Source organism: Ekhidna sp. (genome assembly GCF_040220215.1).
GTDB lineage: Bacteria > Bacteroidota > Bacteroidia > Cytophagales > Cyclobacteriaceae > Ekhidna.
The window spans coordinates 50,736-66,986 of the sequence record NZ_JAVJTR010000023.1 but is presented as its reverse complement, the minus strand read 5'-3'; the positions used below and the strand labels follow the sequence as shown (position 1 = coordinate 66,986).

Genomic DNA, 16,251 nt, shown 5'->3' with positions numbered 1-16,251 from the left:
TAAAGTTGATTCGGATAAAAATTAGTCCTCTTCAATCAATTCTAAAACGTCCATAATCTGACCATAGTCTTTGAAACCAGGTCGATCTTCCTCTGTAGCTTCTAACTCCAATCCCGGAAATTTCCCAAGATCGTTGTTTTCCTCAATTCCAAATCCTTTTAACAACCGAAGACTACCATTATAGTAGCTTATCTGAGCGTCAATTTCATCAAATAGTCTTTTTGCCGAGGATTTAATTATAACCATCTCTGCCAGCTCGTCGAGGTAGCTTAAATTCGACTTTAGCTCAGTCAATTCGGATTCTGAATTGATCTCTATACAAACGATTAATGGTTTGCCTAACAACCCGACTTGCTCAACAATGTTAATGTCACTTATTTGAATGTAGTCAAGTCGGTAAAGTTTTGCGGCCTCCTTGATCTGATCCAGACTGGCACCTTTAAACTCTCCAGCAAATTTGACACCCGCCACCCAGTCGGTTATCTCCGCAAAATCACCTTCACTAACAAATGAATCTGATGTTGGGTCAATGTTAAACCCAAGAACATCAACCATCATCCCTGCACAATAACGCGCATCCGAAAGGTTATTGATATTGCTGATTTTCACGAACGTTTTTAGTGCCATCTGTTTGTAAATTTTAAGTCGCAAAGAAAGCCAACAGAACGAAACATTTTGAATTAATTTGCTGTTTTGCTCAAAAACATAAAACATGGCAGTAGAACTTAAGACAGATGATGACTTCACTCAGACACTAAACAACAGCGAAAAAGTAGTTGTAAAGTACTTTGCAGATTGGTGCGGGAGTTGCCGTTTATTCGCCCCAAAGTTCAGAAGACTTTCCGAAGATGATCGTTTTGAAAACATAACATTCTTAGACGTAAATGCAGAGAAGAGCCCAGAAGCTCGTAAGCTTGCCGGAGTGACTAACCTGCCATATTTTGCAGCATTCAAAAATGGAGAACTGGTAGATGGCCAGGCCACAAGTAAAGAAGAATCTGTTGTAGAACTGATAAACAAACTCTAGCAAATGAAAATACCTGCTATTAAACAACTGGTCGAGAAATACTCCAAAGATGAACTGGAAAAAGCAGAAGCTGCTATCGCCGATGAGCAAAAGCCTGAAATCGAAATTCCCGGAGAGGATGAGGGTGAGCAATTAACCCATGCTTATGCAGCACTTCAGATTATCCAGTCAATGGAAGAAAATGAATTGGATTTTAAAACTGCTTTACGGGAATATACCGGGAGAGTTCGCAATTCTATTTCATAAGATTGCTCGCCGACAAATACCCTCCAAAGTCCAGCACCAGTACTAATATCGTAGATTACCTGAAGTAATTTCACAGGCTATTAATCATTATAATGGAAGCATACTTAGATACCACAAAAGACATTTACAAAAGAGCTGCAGAAACACCGGACGTTGGTCTTTGCTGTACAACAACACCTATTTGGGCATTTCCGGGCCTAGACATCCCCAAAATCATGCAGCAGATGAATTATGGTTGTGGTAGCACCGTGCATCCAAGAGATCTTATCAATAATCCCAAGATTCTGTATGTCGGTGTTGGTGGAGGTATGGAACTATTGCAATTCTCTTATTTCAGCCGACAATCCAATGGAGTGGTAGGAGTAGACGTAGTGGATGAAATGCTGGACGCTTGTGAGCGAAACTTCAAAGAAGCTGAAGCTTCTAATGACTGGTTTCAATCTGATTTTGTGAGTCTGAGAAAAGGGGATGCCCTAAACTTACCTGTAGAAGATAAAACAATTGATGTAGCAGCTCAGAACTGCCTTTTTAACATCTTTCATGAGGATGACTTGAAAAAGGCACTTCGGGAAATGTATCGTGTACTTAAACCACATGGACGCTTGGTGTTATCAGATCCAATCAGTGAAGACGTAATGCCTGAAAACCTTAAGAATGATCCCGAGTTAAGAGGATTATGCCTGAGTGGTGCTTTGCCGCTTAAAGACTACATCAAAATGATTACCGATGTTGGTTTCGGTACCGTTGAGATTCGTGCCAAAAGACCCTACAGAATCCTTGACACTAAGCATTACGATACTAATCAGCCAATATACATCGAAAGCGTAGAAGTTTGCGCCATCAAGGATCCTATGCCAGCAGACGGGCCTTGCGTGTTTACCGGAAAAACAGCCATATATACGGGAGATAAGGAATACTTTGATGATCATGCTGGACATGTTCTAATGTACAATCAGCCACTATCTGTTTGCGATAAGACAGCAGGAAACCTAAAAGCTACAGGCAGTGAAGATATCTATGTAAGTGAAAGCACCTTTTTTTATGATGGCGGTGGGTGTTGCTAGTTTAGTTAATTAGTAGACTGGTTAATTGATATGATTAGGAGATGTCTTTTTGGTTTAATAATTCAAATGGCGATTAGTTTTTATTCTAACAGTCAGACACTGACTGTTTTGGATAGTGTTCAAATTGAATTCCTTGATAAAATTGAAGAAATAGATAAAATTTGACAATCTCAACTTTGAAGGCAAACCAACCTCAATTAAATATTTCACATTAGTTCAATTTAGAATGGTGATTATCCACGAAGAGAAGGATTGGATACTATAATTACTGATCTATTTCTATTAATTAAAATCTTAATTAAAAATGGAACTACGAGTGAGTTTACAGAATGGATAGATGGTGGTTTTTATGAGCCGGTAAATTTTTAAATTTAACAGTGATTCAATCTTTAGCTTTAGCCATAGGCTCAAAAGTCGAAAGTCTTCAAAATTCATTATCACGGAGGGAAGAATTCAACCAATTAACTAATCCATTAATAACTAATTAACTAAAATACCAGTTAACTTTGTGCCGATTATGTATAAACCGCGGCTGTGAACCCGGCAGAAGTACGAAACAATGAGTAAAAAAGGACGAATTTTAGTCGCCATGAGTGGCGGCATTGATAGCTCACTGGCCGCAGTGATGCTTCACGAAGAAGGATACGAAGTGATAGGAATGACCATGAAAACATGGGACTATCAAACTTCCGGAGGAAGTAGCAAGGAAACAGGCTGTTGCAGTCTGGACTCTATCAACGACGCACGAAATATTGCAGTAAACCTGGGATTTCCACATTTCATTATTGATATCAGAGAGGAGTTTGGTGATGCGGTAATCGATTACTTCACCGATGAGTACATGGCAGGAAGAACGCCAAATCCATGTGTCATGTGCAACACACACATCAAATGGGATGCTTTGCTTAGAAGGGCAGACAAGCTGGATTGTGAGTTTATTGCCACTGGTCATTATGCGAACATTCGTGAGGTGGATGGTAGACATGTTGTTTCCAGAGGCGTGGATGGATACAAGGATCAATCTTATGCGTTATGGGGTATTTCCCAGGAGAGCTTGAGCCGTACCAAGTATCCACTTGGCCATTTGAAAAAATCTGAGATTTATGATATGGCTCGTGAGCGTGAATTCTATGAGCTTGTATCCAAATCAGAATCGTATGAAATCTGTTTTGTGCCGGACAATGATTATCGGGGATTTTTGAAAAGAAGAGTGCCTGAGATAGAAAAAGAAGTGGCCGGTGGCGAGTTCATATTGGAAGGTTCTGGTGAAATAGTCGGGAAACATGAAGGCTATCCTTTCTATACTGTTGGTCAAAGGAAAGGATTAGGTATCGCTTTAGGTTATCCTGTATATGTTACTGAAATACAGAAAGATACAAATCGTGTTGTGCTTGGTACTTTTGATGAGTTGAGCAGAGATGGCATGTACGTTAAGCAACTCAATATGCAGAAGTATGCCTCAATCGAAGGCGAACGAAAAGATACAGTCACCAAAGTGCGATATAATGATAAGGGCAATCCCGCCGTTATTGAGCAGGTTGGAGATACCATGAAAGTCTATTTCGGAAATGGCGTGAGTGCCATAGCACCAGGGCAGGCTGCAGTTTTCTACGAAGGAGATGATGTAATTGGTGGTGGTTGGATAACTTCAAGCTTTCATCAGAACAGAGAGAATTGATACGCAAAATAAAAAACCGCTATCCTGAGGCGTTTCACTCAAAAAAAAGAAACAAAAACGCCGTGAGGATTCCTGATCTTGTGGATTCTCACGTTGCTACAAATTCCCCTCGGTCATTTTTCTCAACTCAGAATGACTCTTTTTGGTTATTTGTTTTGATATTTCTGATAGCTTCAATCTCCTCCTGCAACGAAACCAAAGATATTGGCCCACAAGATCTTGGTCAGGATTTCTATCCCATAAACATTGGCGATTACAGAATCTATGATGTTATTGAGATTAATTATCTCATTACAGGCTTTGATACATCTGTTTATCAGCTGAGAGAAACCATTTTTGATTCAATTCCTTCCAATGATCAGGTCACTTACCTACTTCGTAGGGATATTCGTGAAAACGACCTGGAAGATTGGAAAAGTGATTCGGTATGGTCTGTTGCCAGAACATCAAACTACCTGTCTGTCACGGAAAACAACATTCCCTTTATCAAATTGACATTTCCTGTAAATGCAGGGAGGGAATGGGATGGAAATAGTTTAAATAGTAGAAGTACCTCGACTTATTACTATAAGCCATTGGAATCCTCTGCCATTGATACTTTAACCGATAATGATCAGATAAGGGTTATTATTGAAGATATTGAAGAAAATGTGACTGGAGTAAATCTGAAAAGCGAGATTTATGCAAGAGGGATTGGTTTGGTTGAGAAAGACTATTTAACCCAAAAGAAATGCACCTCCAGTGGTTGTGGAGCAGGTTTAGGTGAGGTTATTGCAGGTCGCCTGCTGAAGCAGACCTTAATTGAAATTGGATATGAAGAATAAACTAGTTTGGCTTATTGCCTTAATCAGCCTGGCGCACACGGGAATATCACAGAGTAGCGTAAACAGATATTTCATCTATTTTACGGATAAAGCCGGAGAATCATATCCATACTCCATATCAAGCCCTGAACAATTCCTAACTCAACGTGCTATCGACCGGAGAAACAAACAGAACATTGCCATAAATGAAACTGATTTACCTGTAGATCCAGAATATGTGCAGCAACTTAAGAATGCCGGGATCGATGTTTTCTTTACTTCTAAATGGCTCAATGGTGCGCTGGTTAACGCAAACGTCAATTTATTGGATGATGTCTCTCAGCTGTCCTTTGTAGATAGTATCGCATGGATCGCGGATACTACACGACTTAGTTACGAAAAAGATATTCCAGATGATCCTTCCACATTCGCAGAACCTGGTTCAGTAAATGGAGATTCGGATATTCAGCTGATGATGCTAGGAGCAGATCATATGCATGCGGATAATATCAAGGGGCAGGGAATGCTGATAGCTGTACTGGATAATGGTTTTAATGGTGTCAATAGACACACCCCATTTCAACACCTGTGGGAAAATAATCAGATCGTTGCAACAAAGGATTTTGTTCAAAATTCAGGCAATGTATATCAGTTCGGTGATCATGGTACCTCTGTTTTTTCAACCATTGGGTCCATGTTTGAATCGACAGATGGGAACCTCTATGGTATTGCGTATGAAGCAAATTTCATCCTCTGTATCACCGAAGATAATCAAGCGGAGAATACACTTGAAGAATATAATTGGGTGCTGGGGGCAGAGTTTGCAGATAGCCTGGGAGCTGATGTGATCAACTGCTCGCTTGGTTACAAATTTTTTGATATTGAAGAACACGATTATAAAGTAGAGGACTTAGATGGAGAGACCGCTATCATATCTATTGGAGCGAAAATCGCAGCTGAAAAGGGAATGGTAGTCGTTACCAGCGCCGGAAATAGTGGTGATGAGCCTTACCCGCGAAACTTAATCAGCCCGCCTGCAGATGGAAAAGGAATCCTAACTGTTGGGAGTGTAAACCCTGATTTTTCCTATTCAGACTTTAGTTCTGTTGGGAATACAACTGATGGTCGAATTAAACCGGATGTTGCCGCTTTTGGAAGTGCAACAGCTGTGATTCGTGGTTCAGGAAACATTCAGCGCGGTAGCGGTACTAGTTTCGCTTCCCCTTTAATTGCCGGACTAGCCGCAGGTATCTGGCAGGCAAATCCAGATTGGACTAGCAAAGAAGTAATTGACGCAATTAAGAAATCGGGGCACAGGAATTTTGCTCCGGATTCATTAAGAGGTTGGGGAGTGCCCAGTTACACGTATGCAGTAAATGGAGAGAGAGCGTTGAATGTTGTGGATATTTTGGAAGACAAAGTAACCATTTTCCCTAATCCATTTTATGGAGATACGCTATTCCTTGTTACCGATGGCAAATTTAAAGAAGGCATGAGCATCCGCATACTGGATCCTAAAGGGGCGCTTATTTTTAACCAGGATTTTGGAAAGAAAGATATCAAGGAAAATATGGAATTAAACATTGACGGTAGTCAACAAGGAGTTTATTTCTTATTCTTGCAGATAGGTACTAATCAGAAGATCGTCAAACTTATCAATTTCTGAAATGAAGTTTTTATCAGTCCTCGTTTTAAGTTTTTTCTTTATATCAGCCAATGGCAAAACAACAATAGTTCGTGGTTCCATTAATTTGAAAGGGCTCGAAATTCAATTGATGGGATTTGAAAACCCATACTCTGATAATATCTATTTACTGGATAGCGATATTGTTACAAATGACGGCAAATTTGAATTTTCATTCGAGTCAGAGATAGAGGCAAAGATTCTTATACTGATCAATGATCAATCTCAGGAGTTATTTATCAGCCCAGGAAGTATTCTCGATATTTCTCTGGAGTATAAGAAGTTTGACAAGCCAGATGATCTTGGCAGATCTGGTCAATTAAACTTAATCGGAATTACATCAGATAACAATCTTGAAGCCCAGGTTTATTCAATTAGAAATGAATTAGAGTTAATTAAAAATCGAAATCGAAATCGGAATGGTAGACTTTCTAAAAAATATGGTGGTGAACTGAGTGATTATTTAGTAAAACAACTCCAAAATGAAAATCAAGATCACATTGTCTCGCTTTCCAACTCAATTGATTTTGCAAATGCTTTATCATACTTAAAACGAAATAAATCTAGCTCATCAGAATTACTTATAAACGCCTTTATTCAGAACTTTCAGCCATGTTTAACAGGTATAAAGTCAGTAAGTATCCTTTACACTATCAACCTCCAGTTAGATTTCTTTCGAAATAAGATCAATAAGATAGATTACTTCGATTTCATTAATCAAAGTGTTCCAAATGTTACTTCTAATGAAATAATACAGGAGGCTTTGAAACTGGATTTGATAACCACTGGATTTGAACGGAAATGGACCGATCAAAAAAAGGCTGATAAAGCTCTTTCGGAATTTATAGAAAGTGCGAATTCTGAAATTTTAAAAAGGTATGCAATTGAGTTCAAAAACCTTCAGATTAACTCGATAATAGGAGAAGAAGTCAAGAATTTCACTTTTAGTACTACCGATAGTAGCAAAATAGATTTAAACTCTTTCAGAGGCAGTTATCTTCTTATTGACTTTTGGGCAACCTGGTGTGGGCCTTGCATCAAATCAATGAAAAAACTACCATCTCTCAAAAGCCAATTGAATACGGAACTCAAGATTCTATGTGTTACAGAGGAAAATGATGTGGACAAGATTAAAAGATTCATTTCAAAGCATAATTTCAATGATGTTTTGGATTTTGCAATTTCTGATCAAGATGACGAGATATCCAGCTATTTTAATAAACGAGCAATACCACTTTACTTTTTAATTGATCCAAATGGAGTTATAATTGATAAAGCAGTCACTGATCCGGAACCAATGATTCTAAAGCACCTTGATCACCAAGCAAATGACTAAAAAACTAATCGCTCCATCGTTTCTCGCTGCTGATTTTGGTAATGTGCAACAAGAAGTGGAAATGCTCAACAACAGCGAAGCAGACTACATTCACATCGATATCATGGATGGTGTATTCGTTCCCAATATTTCATTTGGCTTTCCGGTTTGTCAGGCCATCCATCAGCACGCTAAAAAGCCAATGGACTACCATTTGATGATCGAACATGCTGATCCTTATCTGGAAGATTGCATGAAGGCTGGGGCAGAAATCATAACCGTTCATGAAGAGGCTTGCAGACATTTACACCGGACAGTTACGGAAATAAGAAGACTTGGTGCCAAGGCAGGCGTGGTAATAAATCCACACAAGCCAGTAAGCGTATTAGAAGAGATTCTTCCTTATGTTGACCTTGTTTTGTTGATGTCCGTAAATCCGGGATTTGGAGGTCAGAAATTCATTGAAACCACCTTCGATAAAGTCAGAAAACTGAAAAAGATGGTGGATCAAGTCAATCCTGAGATCATTATCGAAATTGACGGAGGGGTGAATGACAAAAATGCCGGAGAATTATTTAAAGCAGGTGCAGATATGTTAGTGGCCGGGAGTTTCGTTTTTAAATCTGATGATCCTGCCCAAACCATTGCTAACCTTAAAAAGGCCTGATACATTGAGAAAGCTTGTCTTCTCAATCCTGGTCTTATCATTTAGCCTAGCATTTACGCAAGAGGATGTCATCGAAGGTCATATTGTCGATGAAAACGGAGAGTCTATTCCGGCAGTTAATGTTATTCTAAAATCAGACCGTTCAAAAGGTACCATATCTAATACGGATGGATATTTTTTATTGGAGCTTCCATTAGGGACTTATGATCTGATCTTTTCGCACATTCAATACGGAACACACGAACTCACAGACATACCTACCGGAGTGAGTGATTTCGTAGTGACCATGAAGGCAGAAGCCACTCAATTGGATGATGTGCAGGTAGAGGGCCAAAGGGAAAGAGATGCGATAAACCCTGCTACAAATATTGATGCAAAATCTGCCAGAAACCTTCCATCTGCTTTCGGCGATTTCAATAAAGTACTTCTGACGTTACCGGGTGTGGCAGGAAACAATGAACTTTCATCTGCCTACAATGTGCGAGGTGGCAATTTCGATGAAAATCTTGTATACGTCAATGATATCCCTGTTTATCGTCCATTCTTAGCCAATGCAGGACGTCAGGAAGGACTTAGTTTCATTAATCCTGATTTAGTAGGCGACATTGACTTTTATGCAGGTGGTTGGGAAGCTAAGTATGGTGATAAGCTTTCTTCTTCACTCAACATAGATTATAAAGAGCCGGAAGAATTGGAAGGTCAGTTCAATGCAGGTTTATTGGGAGGTTCTGCATACATTGGAAATCAAATTACAGATGACATTCAGTATCTGTTTGGTGTACGTCATAGAGATTCACGCTACCTGCTGAATACACTTGAAACTGATGGCCAATACTTACCTACCTACACGGATGTGCAGGCCTTTTTTACATTTGACCTCACCGGAAGGAATAGTGATCAAATCAACAGAACCAAGCTTAATTGGCTACTGGCGTATGGAAGAAATCGGTATTTAACGCTACCTGAATCCCAGACCACAGAGTTTGGATCAGTTTCGCAAAATCTCCGTATTCAAACAGCATTTGAAGGGAGGGAAGAGCTGGATTATGATACTTATCAAAGTGGATTCAACCTTTCACACAAATGGTCAAACAAGTTTCTAAGCAGATGGATAGCCTCTGCAGTTTCCACTTCTGAAAGAGAAAATTACAATGTGGAAGGTGCCTATCGTATTTGCGATGTAGACAACAACCCCGGGTCCAACAGCTTCAATGAATGTGTGGTGGTGAGAGGGATCGGACGAAATTTTGATTACGGCAGGAATAAGCTGGAAGCCCGGATCTACAATACGGAATGGAGAAATGAATACTTACTGTCTGATTGGTCTATTCTCGAAGCAGGTGTGGGGTTTAATAGAAACATCATCAATGATGAATTGAATGAATATGCCTTCCTCGATTCTGCAGGGTTTGTTAACCTGAACGAAAGCACCTTTAATGATCTTGATTTGCAAACGAATACCTACACTGCATATTTACAGGCTACTGTATTCTCGAAAGACTCAATGCATGCCGTGAACTTCGGTGGACGTGTAAACCATTTGGACTACAATGGAGAAACCCTTTTCAGTCCGAGGGTTATCTATCGATACAAACCTAACTGGGAAAAAGAAACCTCATTTAGGATTTCTGCCGGGAAGTATGTTCAGAACCCATTTTATCGGGAGCTCAGGGATCAAAATGGTGAGATAAAAGAATATATTAAATCACAGCAATCCATTCATTTGATCGGGGCGATGGAGCGGGTGTTTAACTGGTGGGGCAGACCATTCTTGTTTTCAACGGAAGCTTATTACAAAGCATTGAAGAATGTAATAGCGTATGATATAGATAATGTTAGGCTTAGGTATTTTGCTAACAATGATGCAGAGGCATTTGCGTATGGATTCGATTTCAGAATCAATGGTGAATTTATTCCCGGCACTCAGTCATGGTTTAGTCTGGGTATTTTAAATACACAGGAAGACATAGCTCAAGATAACAAAGGCTACATACGCAGACCTACAGATCAGCGAATCAATCTTGCATTCTACTTCGAAGATCACCTGCCTAATGATCCTAGCATGCGTGTTTATGTTAATTCCGTATTCGGTTCCGGTTACCCTTTAGGTCCACCAAACGAAATAAATGCGAGAAATATTTTTTCCGGTGATGAATACTATCGTGTAGATATCGGGTTGTCCAAATCATTTGAATTAAGTAATCATAAGTACCTGAAAACCTTATGGTTAAGAGCAGAAGTACTTAACGTATTAGGCGCTGATAATACACTTTCATATTCCTGGATTCAGGATGTGACAGGCGCCCAATTGGCCATCCCTAATTCATTATCGGCAAGGTTTTTGAATTTAAGAATTTCGGCAGATTTTTAGGTGAAAGATTCACCTATCTTTGTTTCACCATAAACGCTTTAACATGAAAAAATTTACTCAATTATCCATGCTGGTACTCGCTATAATCGTATTGGCATCTTGCAATAGACAAGTGACAAGAATTAACCCTGATCAGCAGGTTGACCTCAGTGGTCGCTGGAATGATACTGACTCAAAGTTGGTAGCAGAAGAAATGATCAAGGATGTTACCGCCAGACCATGGCACAATAATTTTCGAAATGAAAATGATCGTAAGCCTGTTATAATTGTAGGGTATGTTCAAAACAAAAGCGCTGAACATATCGAATCGGAAACGTTCATCAAAGACATTGAAAGAGAGTTTATTAATTCCGGTTTTGTGAGAGTAGTTTCAAATGCCGAGTTCCGTGAAAAACTAAGAGAGGAAAGAGCTGATCAAAACGAATTTTCATCTCCTGAAACCCAGGCTAAATGGGGTAAAGAATTAGGTGCTGATTTCATGATGTTTGGTGTCATCACGGCGGTAACTGATTCTTACAAAAAGGAAAAAGTAGTCAACTACAAAGTGAATCTTGAGTTGGTCAATGTGGAGACGAATGAAAAGGTTTGGCTTGGCGATAAAGAAATCAAAAAGTATATCAAAAACTAGAATCAGATAAATTCAGAATAGCCATAACCAGATAGGTTGTCATTCTAACCTTAATGTTTATGGCTATTAATTCCTTTTTTTTTTAAAATCACCACTTCGCATGGTTTCATCTAAGACCATTTTAGTATTTGCTGCGTTTATCGGGCTCACCAGCTGTGCTTCCTTTTATCAGCTCAATTATGAGTTTAACAAGAATTTTGAAGAAGGAAACATAGAGCAGGCAGCTGATATATTAGATCAAAACAAAAGAGCAGCTAAAAGCAAAACCCGATTTCTTTATTATGCCAATCAGGGTGTGGTTGAGCATCTGCTTGGTAATTATGAGGAAAGTAATAACTGGCTGGAAAAGGCCTATTTGTTTGGTGAAGATTACCATAAGAACTACCTGAATTTTGCAGCCTCCTATTTTCTAAATCCAAACCTGATCGTTTATCCGGGCGAAGATCATGAGCACCTGATGCTGCTTTACTATAAGGCACTCAATTACTTAAAGCTCAAAAATTATGAGTCTGCTTTAATTGAATGTAGAAGGCTAAATCAAAGATTATATGAATTAGGAGATAAATACCTTTCTGAAAACAAGTACCAGAAAGATGCATTTATTCATAATCTGATGGGCATTATCTATGATGCAAGTGGGGATTATAACAATGCATTTATTGCCTACAGGAATTCATTGGAGATTTATCAGAAAGAGTTTTCGGAAATGTTTGGTTTAACTGCTCCGGATCAGCTTAAGAAAGACCTCCTTCGCACAGCTTCTCTTGCAGGATTTCCTGAAGAGGTTGATAGGTATAGTGAAGAATTTGGGATGAACTATGTACCACAGCCAAGTCCGGAAGGAGGGGAATTGGTTTTCTTTTGGCATAATGGACTTGTGCCTGTCAAGGATGAATGGTCTATAAACTTTGTTGCGGTAAAAGGATCTGGAGGTATGATCATCTTTGAAAACGAAGAGTATGGTTTGAATTTTCCATTCTTTTATGACACAGATGAAGATGGAAATGCCAGTATTACAGACTTAACGGGGACACGCGTTGCTTTTCCAAAATATGTAGAACGAGAACCATTCTTCCAGCATGCCAGTCTTGAAATAGATAATTACTATTATCCTTTGGAAAAGGCTGAGGACATAAATGCGATTGCTTTTAAGACCCTGAAGGAACGAATGCTTGAAGAACTTGGAAAAGGGTTGTTACGGGTAGCTCTTAAGAAAACGGTAGAAAAAGAAGTTAGAAAAGAAAATGAAACGCTGGGCTTTTTAGTAGGTGTAATGAACTTTGCGTCCGAACAGGCAGACACACGAAACTGGCAAACCATTCCGCATAGTATCCATTACACAAGAGTCCCGCTTGAGAAGGGTGAAAATCAGGTCACGTTACATACCGACGGATCAAAAGGTCAAAACCAGCAGACTTTTACATTCATAGGAGAGAAGGGAGAGACTCAGTTTCAAACCTTTCAATCATTGGAAAGTAACATCGCTTTTTAAATCTACCGGTCCAGTCTTTTTTCTTCCATGGTAACATCACGATCCGTTCTGATGTGCATTTTGATATTTACAAGGAATTCATTGCATCCTGCATCTACCAATGCCTCCTGGGCTTCTCTTGCCACTACTTGCAATTTTTCATAAGGTCCTTGCATCACCGTTTCCATTGGTGTGATCATATATTCCACTCCGGATTGCTGAATCACCTCAATAGCTGCATCGATTTGTTCATACACATTTCCATTTCTTTCCAGTGGTACTACCTGAATTGCAAGCTGAATATTTTTATCCGTCATATAACTCTGTGTTTTGAGCGAAAATAAAACTTTGAATTATTAGTCGAGGACTTTTCCCTATTTAGTTAAAAGGCTTTATTTTGAGGTTAAATAAATAACCAACCTAAGAGCATGTTCACCGAGTACGAAATAGAATCCATGATAGAATATCCTGAAGTGAAGGAAGCGACGAAAGCTTTAAAGAAGGATTTTCTTAAAACCGAAGCTCCATATCTTGAAATAAGCGACGAAGACTTTTTCTCCCTTATTATTATGACGCCAACCATTGGTATTGCCATGGCGGATGGAAAAATATCGCTCATTGAAGAAATGGCACTCAATAAGAAAGCAAGGAAACTATCTAAAGGTGGTTATTTCATGAAGAAAGATCCGGTAGTTTATGCGATGAAGTTCCTTATTAAGAACTATGATAATTGGCTCGATAAGTTTTCAGAGGTTCTTAAATTGACCATAAAAGTGACTTGCGGGCTAGATAGCATGAATTTAAAGCCTTTTGATGAAAACCATGATCTAGACTACAATGAATACCGGGAAGTAGTACTGCATTCACCTTATCTACTTATTCGATTTATTTCCAGTTTTTTCCTTGAAAATGATGAGGACATTATCAATAAAAATCATAAAATAGGCCGTTCAGAGTATGATCGAATGATTTTGATAGCTGAAAAGCTGGAATTGAATCACATGTCTGTATTTAAGATGTTTTGTAAGACCTTTCAATAATCTAGTCCGACCAAAAGCGTTGATAGTGGTAGTGAGTAGATTTATCATAACATTATTCCTTGGTGTATTTCTGTTATCATGTAGCAATGATGATATTGTCGTCCTATCTGCGGATGCTGAAATACAGGCCTGGTTGGACACAATGGGCATCAGCGCCAGTCGTGATGATGATACTGGAATTTACTATTACGAAGTGGTGGATAACCCCTCTGGGAATCAGGCCGTCTCCGGTGCTGTAGCAGCCGTTTACTATACACTTCGCGATCCGGACGGGAATATTATTGCCCAGCATTTAAGGTCTGATGGTGATTCATTGATTTTTAAAATAGGGGCTTCCGCTGTTTATCCACTTGGGCTTGATTTTGGTGTTAGTCTTATGAGAGTAGGGGAAATCTATAATTTCATCTTTCCTCCGTCACAGGCATATACAGACCTGACTTCCGGCGATATTGATTCGCGGCTAATTGCACATTTTCAAGTTCAACTGGTAGGTGTACATAATGAAACGGATTTATTTATCCAGGAGAATGTGGCTATACAAGATTATATTGATGATAACTACCTGGATAGCCTTCAAATCAATCCATTGGATTCTACTGAGCTGTTTCCTGCCACCGGCATTGTTTATAAGCGTCGTGCTGCTGGTTCAGGAAGCATGCCATTGAATGGCGATACCATCGTTGTTGATTATTCCGGTCGCTTCATTGATGATTCAAATTTTGGAAGTGCATCAGGATTTCAATGGAACTTTGGCTCGGGCGAACCCAGGGAATTATTACCCGGGTTTGAATTCGGAGTTTCGTTAATGCAAACAGGAGAAGACGCCCTGATTATGATCCCATCTTCACAAGGATACAGAGAAAGTGCGTTAGTCGTTCCCGGCTTCATTATTGATGGCCTGATAGAAGATGGAATCGTCCCTGACTATGTATCACTTATCCCGCCATACAGTACCCTTTTATTTGAAATCACACGAATCGATTAATACAGCCAGATGATTTTTATTGAAGTTTTGCACCAAAAATCCTCTGATAAAATTCTTCCGGATTGTAGTAATCCTAACTATCTCATGGATACCATGTAATTTTGGAATGATTTGCTCGCTGCTGTCAAACGATATTGCCTCCTATACTTACTGGGCCTTACTAGCTTACAAGCTACCTCCCAGGATATATACCAGAAGTATGATATATATAGAAACCCTGTAAAGGTTTTCCTTAACCAATTCAGCATTACCGCTACTACGGGGTTGGCGATTACCAATTATTCACATCAGCTTTCTGGTGTCTATTTTTATCAGGATGCAGAGAATCAGTTTATATTTTCTAATGAGATAGAGAACCTGGGAAGTACTTTTTCCGGCTACACTAACTGGTTAAATGATCCACAACAAGGATTTGAGACATCATTAGAAAATCCGTTTGATGTACCGTTCAATTATCTTCCGAACCCGGTTTACAATCCTGCTTTAGGCGATCAAACCTTTTTAGTGAATACCGACACTACAAACTTTGGCTTTAAGGGGAGTTCCAGAGGAATACCGATTACGCTAGCCATTCATTATGAATATGAAAAGTTCAGGGTGGGATTTGGCTATTCCTATGAAATCCACTATTTGAGAGATCTTGAGTCAACAGCCTTTTCAAATCAAGTCCGTAACTATCAACCCAATATATCCCGGACAAGATATAGTCGACTATTTGGTATGGTTGGCTATAAGTTTTATCAATTCTGGAGCTATGATTTTGTCGCTGAATTACAGTTTGGTAAGATCAACGCAGGAAAGCAATTTAATAATGGCCTAATCAATAGAGGTATTTACACGAATCTCGGGGTGAGTATCGAGAATAACTGGTCAGAATACTTTCGGGTTATTATACGCCCAAGTATAGATTTTAAATCGTACATGGTCAACATACCTGACGGCTCAACGGTCAACCATAAATACCCAACATTTTTTATCCAGGCGGGAATTAGCATCAATATACCTGATATCCCACGATCTCCGATGAAGAGCGACCATGTCCAATTGAAGCATGTTTACACCGATCCTGTTACTGGCAAAAGAATGGAGGTTAGAGGGCAGCCAATTTGGAAAAGACAGAACCCTAAAGTAGGAGAGAACCATCGCACTTTATGGCGCTATAAAAGACAGAATAAGCGCAAACTCAACCCAACAAAAAACTAACTTGATCAAGCTTGGTTTTTAGCAAATTCTGTTGCAACAAAACCAATGATTTCCACTATAATTTCGTTA

16 protein-coding genes are annotated in these 16,251 nt (G+C 39.3%); 14 read left to right on the top strand and 2 right to left on the bottom strand.

Features of this window, described 5'->3' with window-relative positions; all coding sequences use genetic code 11:
• Positions 1-21: 21 nt before the first annotated feature.
• The gene (locus RIC88_RS15835) at positions 22-627 is read right to left on the bottom strand and encodes a hypothetical protein (protein ID WP_350218540.1); all 606 of its coding nucleotides are present in this window, start codon (positions 625-627) and stop codon (positions 22-24) included.
• An 85-nt stretch (positions 628-712) separates the two neighbouring features.
• Here RIC88_RS15835 and RIC88_RS15830 point away from each other — a divergent pair, with 85 nt between their 5' ends.
• From RIC88_RS15830 to RIC88_RS15780, 11 genes are all read left to right on the top strand, one after another.
• Positions 713-1,027, top strand: a complete 315-nt coding sequence (locus tag RIC88_RS15830; protein ID WP_350218539.1) for a thioredoxin family protein — start codon at positions 713-715, stop codon at positions 1,025-1,027.
• Between the two features lie 3 nt (positions 1,028-1,030).
• Positions 1,031-1,273, top strand: a complete 243-nt coding sequence (locus tag RIC88_RS15825; protein WP_350218538.1) for a DUF6952 family protein — start codon at positions 1,031-1,033, stop codon at positions 1,271-1,273.
• 92 nt (positions 1,274-1,365) lie between these two features.
• Positions 1,366-2,337, top strand: coding sequence for an arsenosugar biosynthesis arsenite methyltransferase ArsM (arsM, locus tag RIC88_RS15820; RefSeq protein WP_350218537.1), 972 nt, complete (start codon positions 1,366-1,368; stop codon positions 2,335-2,337).
• Between the two features lie 559 nt (positions 2,338-2,896).
• Positions 2,897-4,015, top strand: coding sequence for a tRNA 2-thiouridine(34) synthase MnmA (mnmA, locus tag RIC88_RS15815; RefSeq protein WP_350218536.1), 1,119 nt, complete (start codon positions 2,897-2,899; stop codon positions 4,013-4,015).
• 62 nt (positions 4,016-4,077) lie between these two features.
• Positions 4,078-4,839: a hypothetical protein gene (locus RIC88_RS15810; RefSeq protein WP_350218535.1), complete on the top strand. Its 762-nt coding sequence runs from the start codon at positions 4,078-4,080 to the stop codon at positions 4,837-4,839.
• Entirely contained in the window at positions 4,829-6,484 is a 1,656-nt protein-coding gene (locus RIC88_RS15805) for a S8 family serine peptidase (protein WP_350218534.1), read from the top strand. The genes RIC88_RS15810 and RIC88_RS15805 overlap by 11 nt, the downstream gene beginning before the upstream one ends.
• 1 nt (position 6,485) lies before the next feature.
• Positions 6,486-7,838, top strand: a complete 1,353-nt coding sequence (locus RIC88_RS15800) for a TlpA family protein disulfide reductase (RefSeq protein WP_350218533.1) — start codon at positions 6,486-6,488, stop codon at positions 7,836-7,838.
• Positions 7,831-8,484 carry a ribulose-phosphate 3-epimerase gene (gene rpe, locus RIC88_RS15795; RefSeq protein ID WP_350218532.1) on the top strand — a complete coding sequence of 218 codons (654 nt, stop codon included), beginning with the start codon at positions 7,831-7,833 and terminating at the stop codon, positions 8,482-8,484. The genes RIC88_RS15800 and rpe overlap by 8 nt, the downstream gene beginning before the upstream one ends.
• Positions 8,485-8,488: 4 nt before the next feature.
• Complete coding sequence (locus RIC88_RS15790; protein WP_350218531.1) at positions 8,489-10,855, top strand: TonB-dependent receptor; 2,367 nt, start codon at positions 8,489-8,491, stop codon at positions 10,853-10,855.
• Positions 10,856-10,898: 43 nt separating this feature from the next.
• Complete coding sequence (locus tag RIC88_RS15785; RefSeq protein ID WP_350218530.1) at positions 10,899-11,483, top strand: penicillin-binding protein activator LpoB; 585 nt, start codon at positions 10,899-10,901, stop codon at positions 11,481-11,483.
• Between the two features lie 100 nt (positions 11,484-11,583).
• The gene (locus RIC88_RS15780; RefSeq protein WP_350218529.1) at positions 11,584-12,975 is read left to right on the top strand and encodes a COG3014 family protein; all 1,392 of its coding nucleotides are present in this window, start codon (positions 11,584-11,586) and stop codon (positions 12,973-12,975) included.
• A gap of 2 nt (positions 12,976-12,977) precedes the next feature.
• Here the strand turns inward: RIC88_RS15780 and RIC88_RS15775 are convergent, their stop codons facing one another.
• Positions 12,978-13,271 (bottom strand): thiamine-binding protein, encoded by a 294-nt coding sequence (locus RIC88_RS15775; protein ID WP_350218528.1) that lies wholly within the window; start codon positions 13,269-13,271, stop codon positions 12,978-12,980.
• 111 nt (positions 13,272-13,382) lie between these two features.
• Between RIC88_RS15775 and RIC88_RS15770 the strand changes: the two genes are divergently transcribed.
• From RIC88_RS15770 to RIC88_RS15760, 3 genes are all read left to right on the top strand, one after another.
• Positions 13,383-13,994: a hypothetical protein gene (locus tag RIC88_RS15770; RefSeq protein ID WP_350218527.1), complete on the top strand. Its 612-nt coding sequence runs from the start codon at positions 13,383-13,385 to the stop codon at positions 13,992-13,994.
• A gap of 31 nt (positions 13,995-14,025) precedes the next feature.
• Positions 14,026-14,979 (top strand): FKBP-type peptidyl-prolyl cis-trans isomerase, encoded by a 954-nt coding sequence (locus tag RIC88_RS15765; protein WP_350218526.1) that lies wholly within the window; start codon positions 14,026-14,028, stop codon positions 14,977-14,979.
• 111 nt (positions 14,980-15,090) lie between these two features.
• Positions 15,091-16,182: a hypothetical protein gene (locus RIC88_RS15760; RefSeq protein WP_350218525.1), complete on the top strand. Its 1,092-nt coding sequence runs from the start codon at positions 15,091-15,093 to the stop codon at positions 16,180-16,182.
• Positions 16,183-16,251: the final 69 nt, after the last annotated feature.

Bases quoted from the DNA above. Each gene is read 5' to 3' on its own strand.
- RIC88_RS15835 (WP_350218540.1), bottom strand. From the start codon at position 627: ATGGCACTAAAAACGTTCGTGAAAATCAGCAATATCAATAACCTTTCG.
- RIC88_RS15830 (WP_350218539.1), top strand. From the start codon at position 713: ATGGCAGTAGAACTTAAGACAGATGATGACTTCACTCAGACACTAAAC.
- RIC88_RS15825 (WP_350218538.1), top strand. From the start codon at position 1,031: ATGAAAATACCTGCTATTAAACAACTGGTCGAGAAATACTCCAAAGAT.
- arsM (WP_350218537.1), top strand. From the start codon at position 1,366: ATGGAAGCATACTTAGATACCACAAAAGACATTTACAAAAGAGCTGCA.
- mnmA (WP_350218536.1), top strand. From the start codon at position 2,897: ATGAGTAAAAAAGGACGAATTTTAGTCGCCATGAGTGGCGGCATTGAT.
- RIC88_RS15805 (WP_350218534.1), top strand. From the start codon at position 4,829: ATGAAGAATAAACTAGTTTGGCTTATTGCCTTAATCAGCCTGGCGCAC.
- RIC88_RS15800 (WP_350218533.1), top strand. From the start codon at position 6,486: ATGAAGTTTTTATCAGTCCTCGTTTTAAGTTTTTTCTTTATATCAGCC.
- rpe (WP_350218532.1), top strand. From the start codon at position 7,831: ATGACTAAAAAACTAATCGCTCCATCGTTTCTCGCTGCTGATTTTGGT.
- RIC88_RS15785 (WP_350218530.1), top strand. From the start codon at position 10,899: ATGAAAAAATTTACTCAATTATCCATGCTGGTACTCGCTATAATCGTA.
- RIC88_RS15780 (WP_350218529.1), top strand. From the start codon at position 11,584: ATGGTTTCATCTAAGACCATTTTAGTATTTGCTGCGTTTATCGGGCTC.
- RIC88_RS15775 (WP_350218528.1), bottom strand. From the start codon at position 13,271: ATGACGGATAAAAATATTCAGCTTGCAATTCAGGTAGTACCACTGGAA.
- RIC88_RS15770 (WP_350218527.1), top strand. From the start codon at position 13,383: ATGTTCACCGAGTACGAAATAGAATCCATGATAGAATATCCTGAAGTG.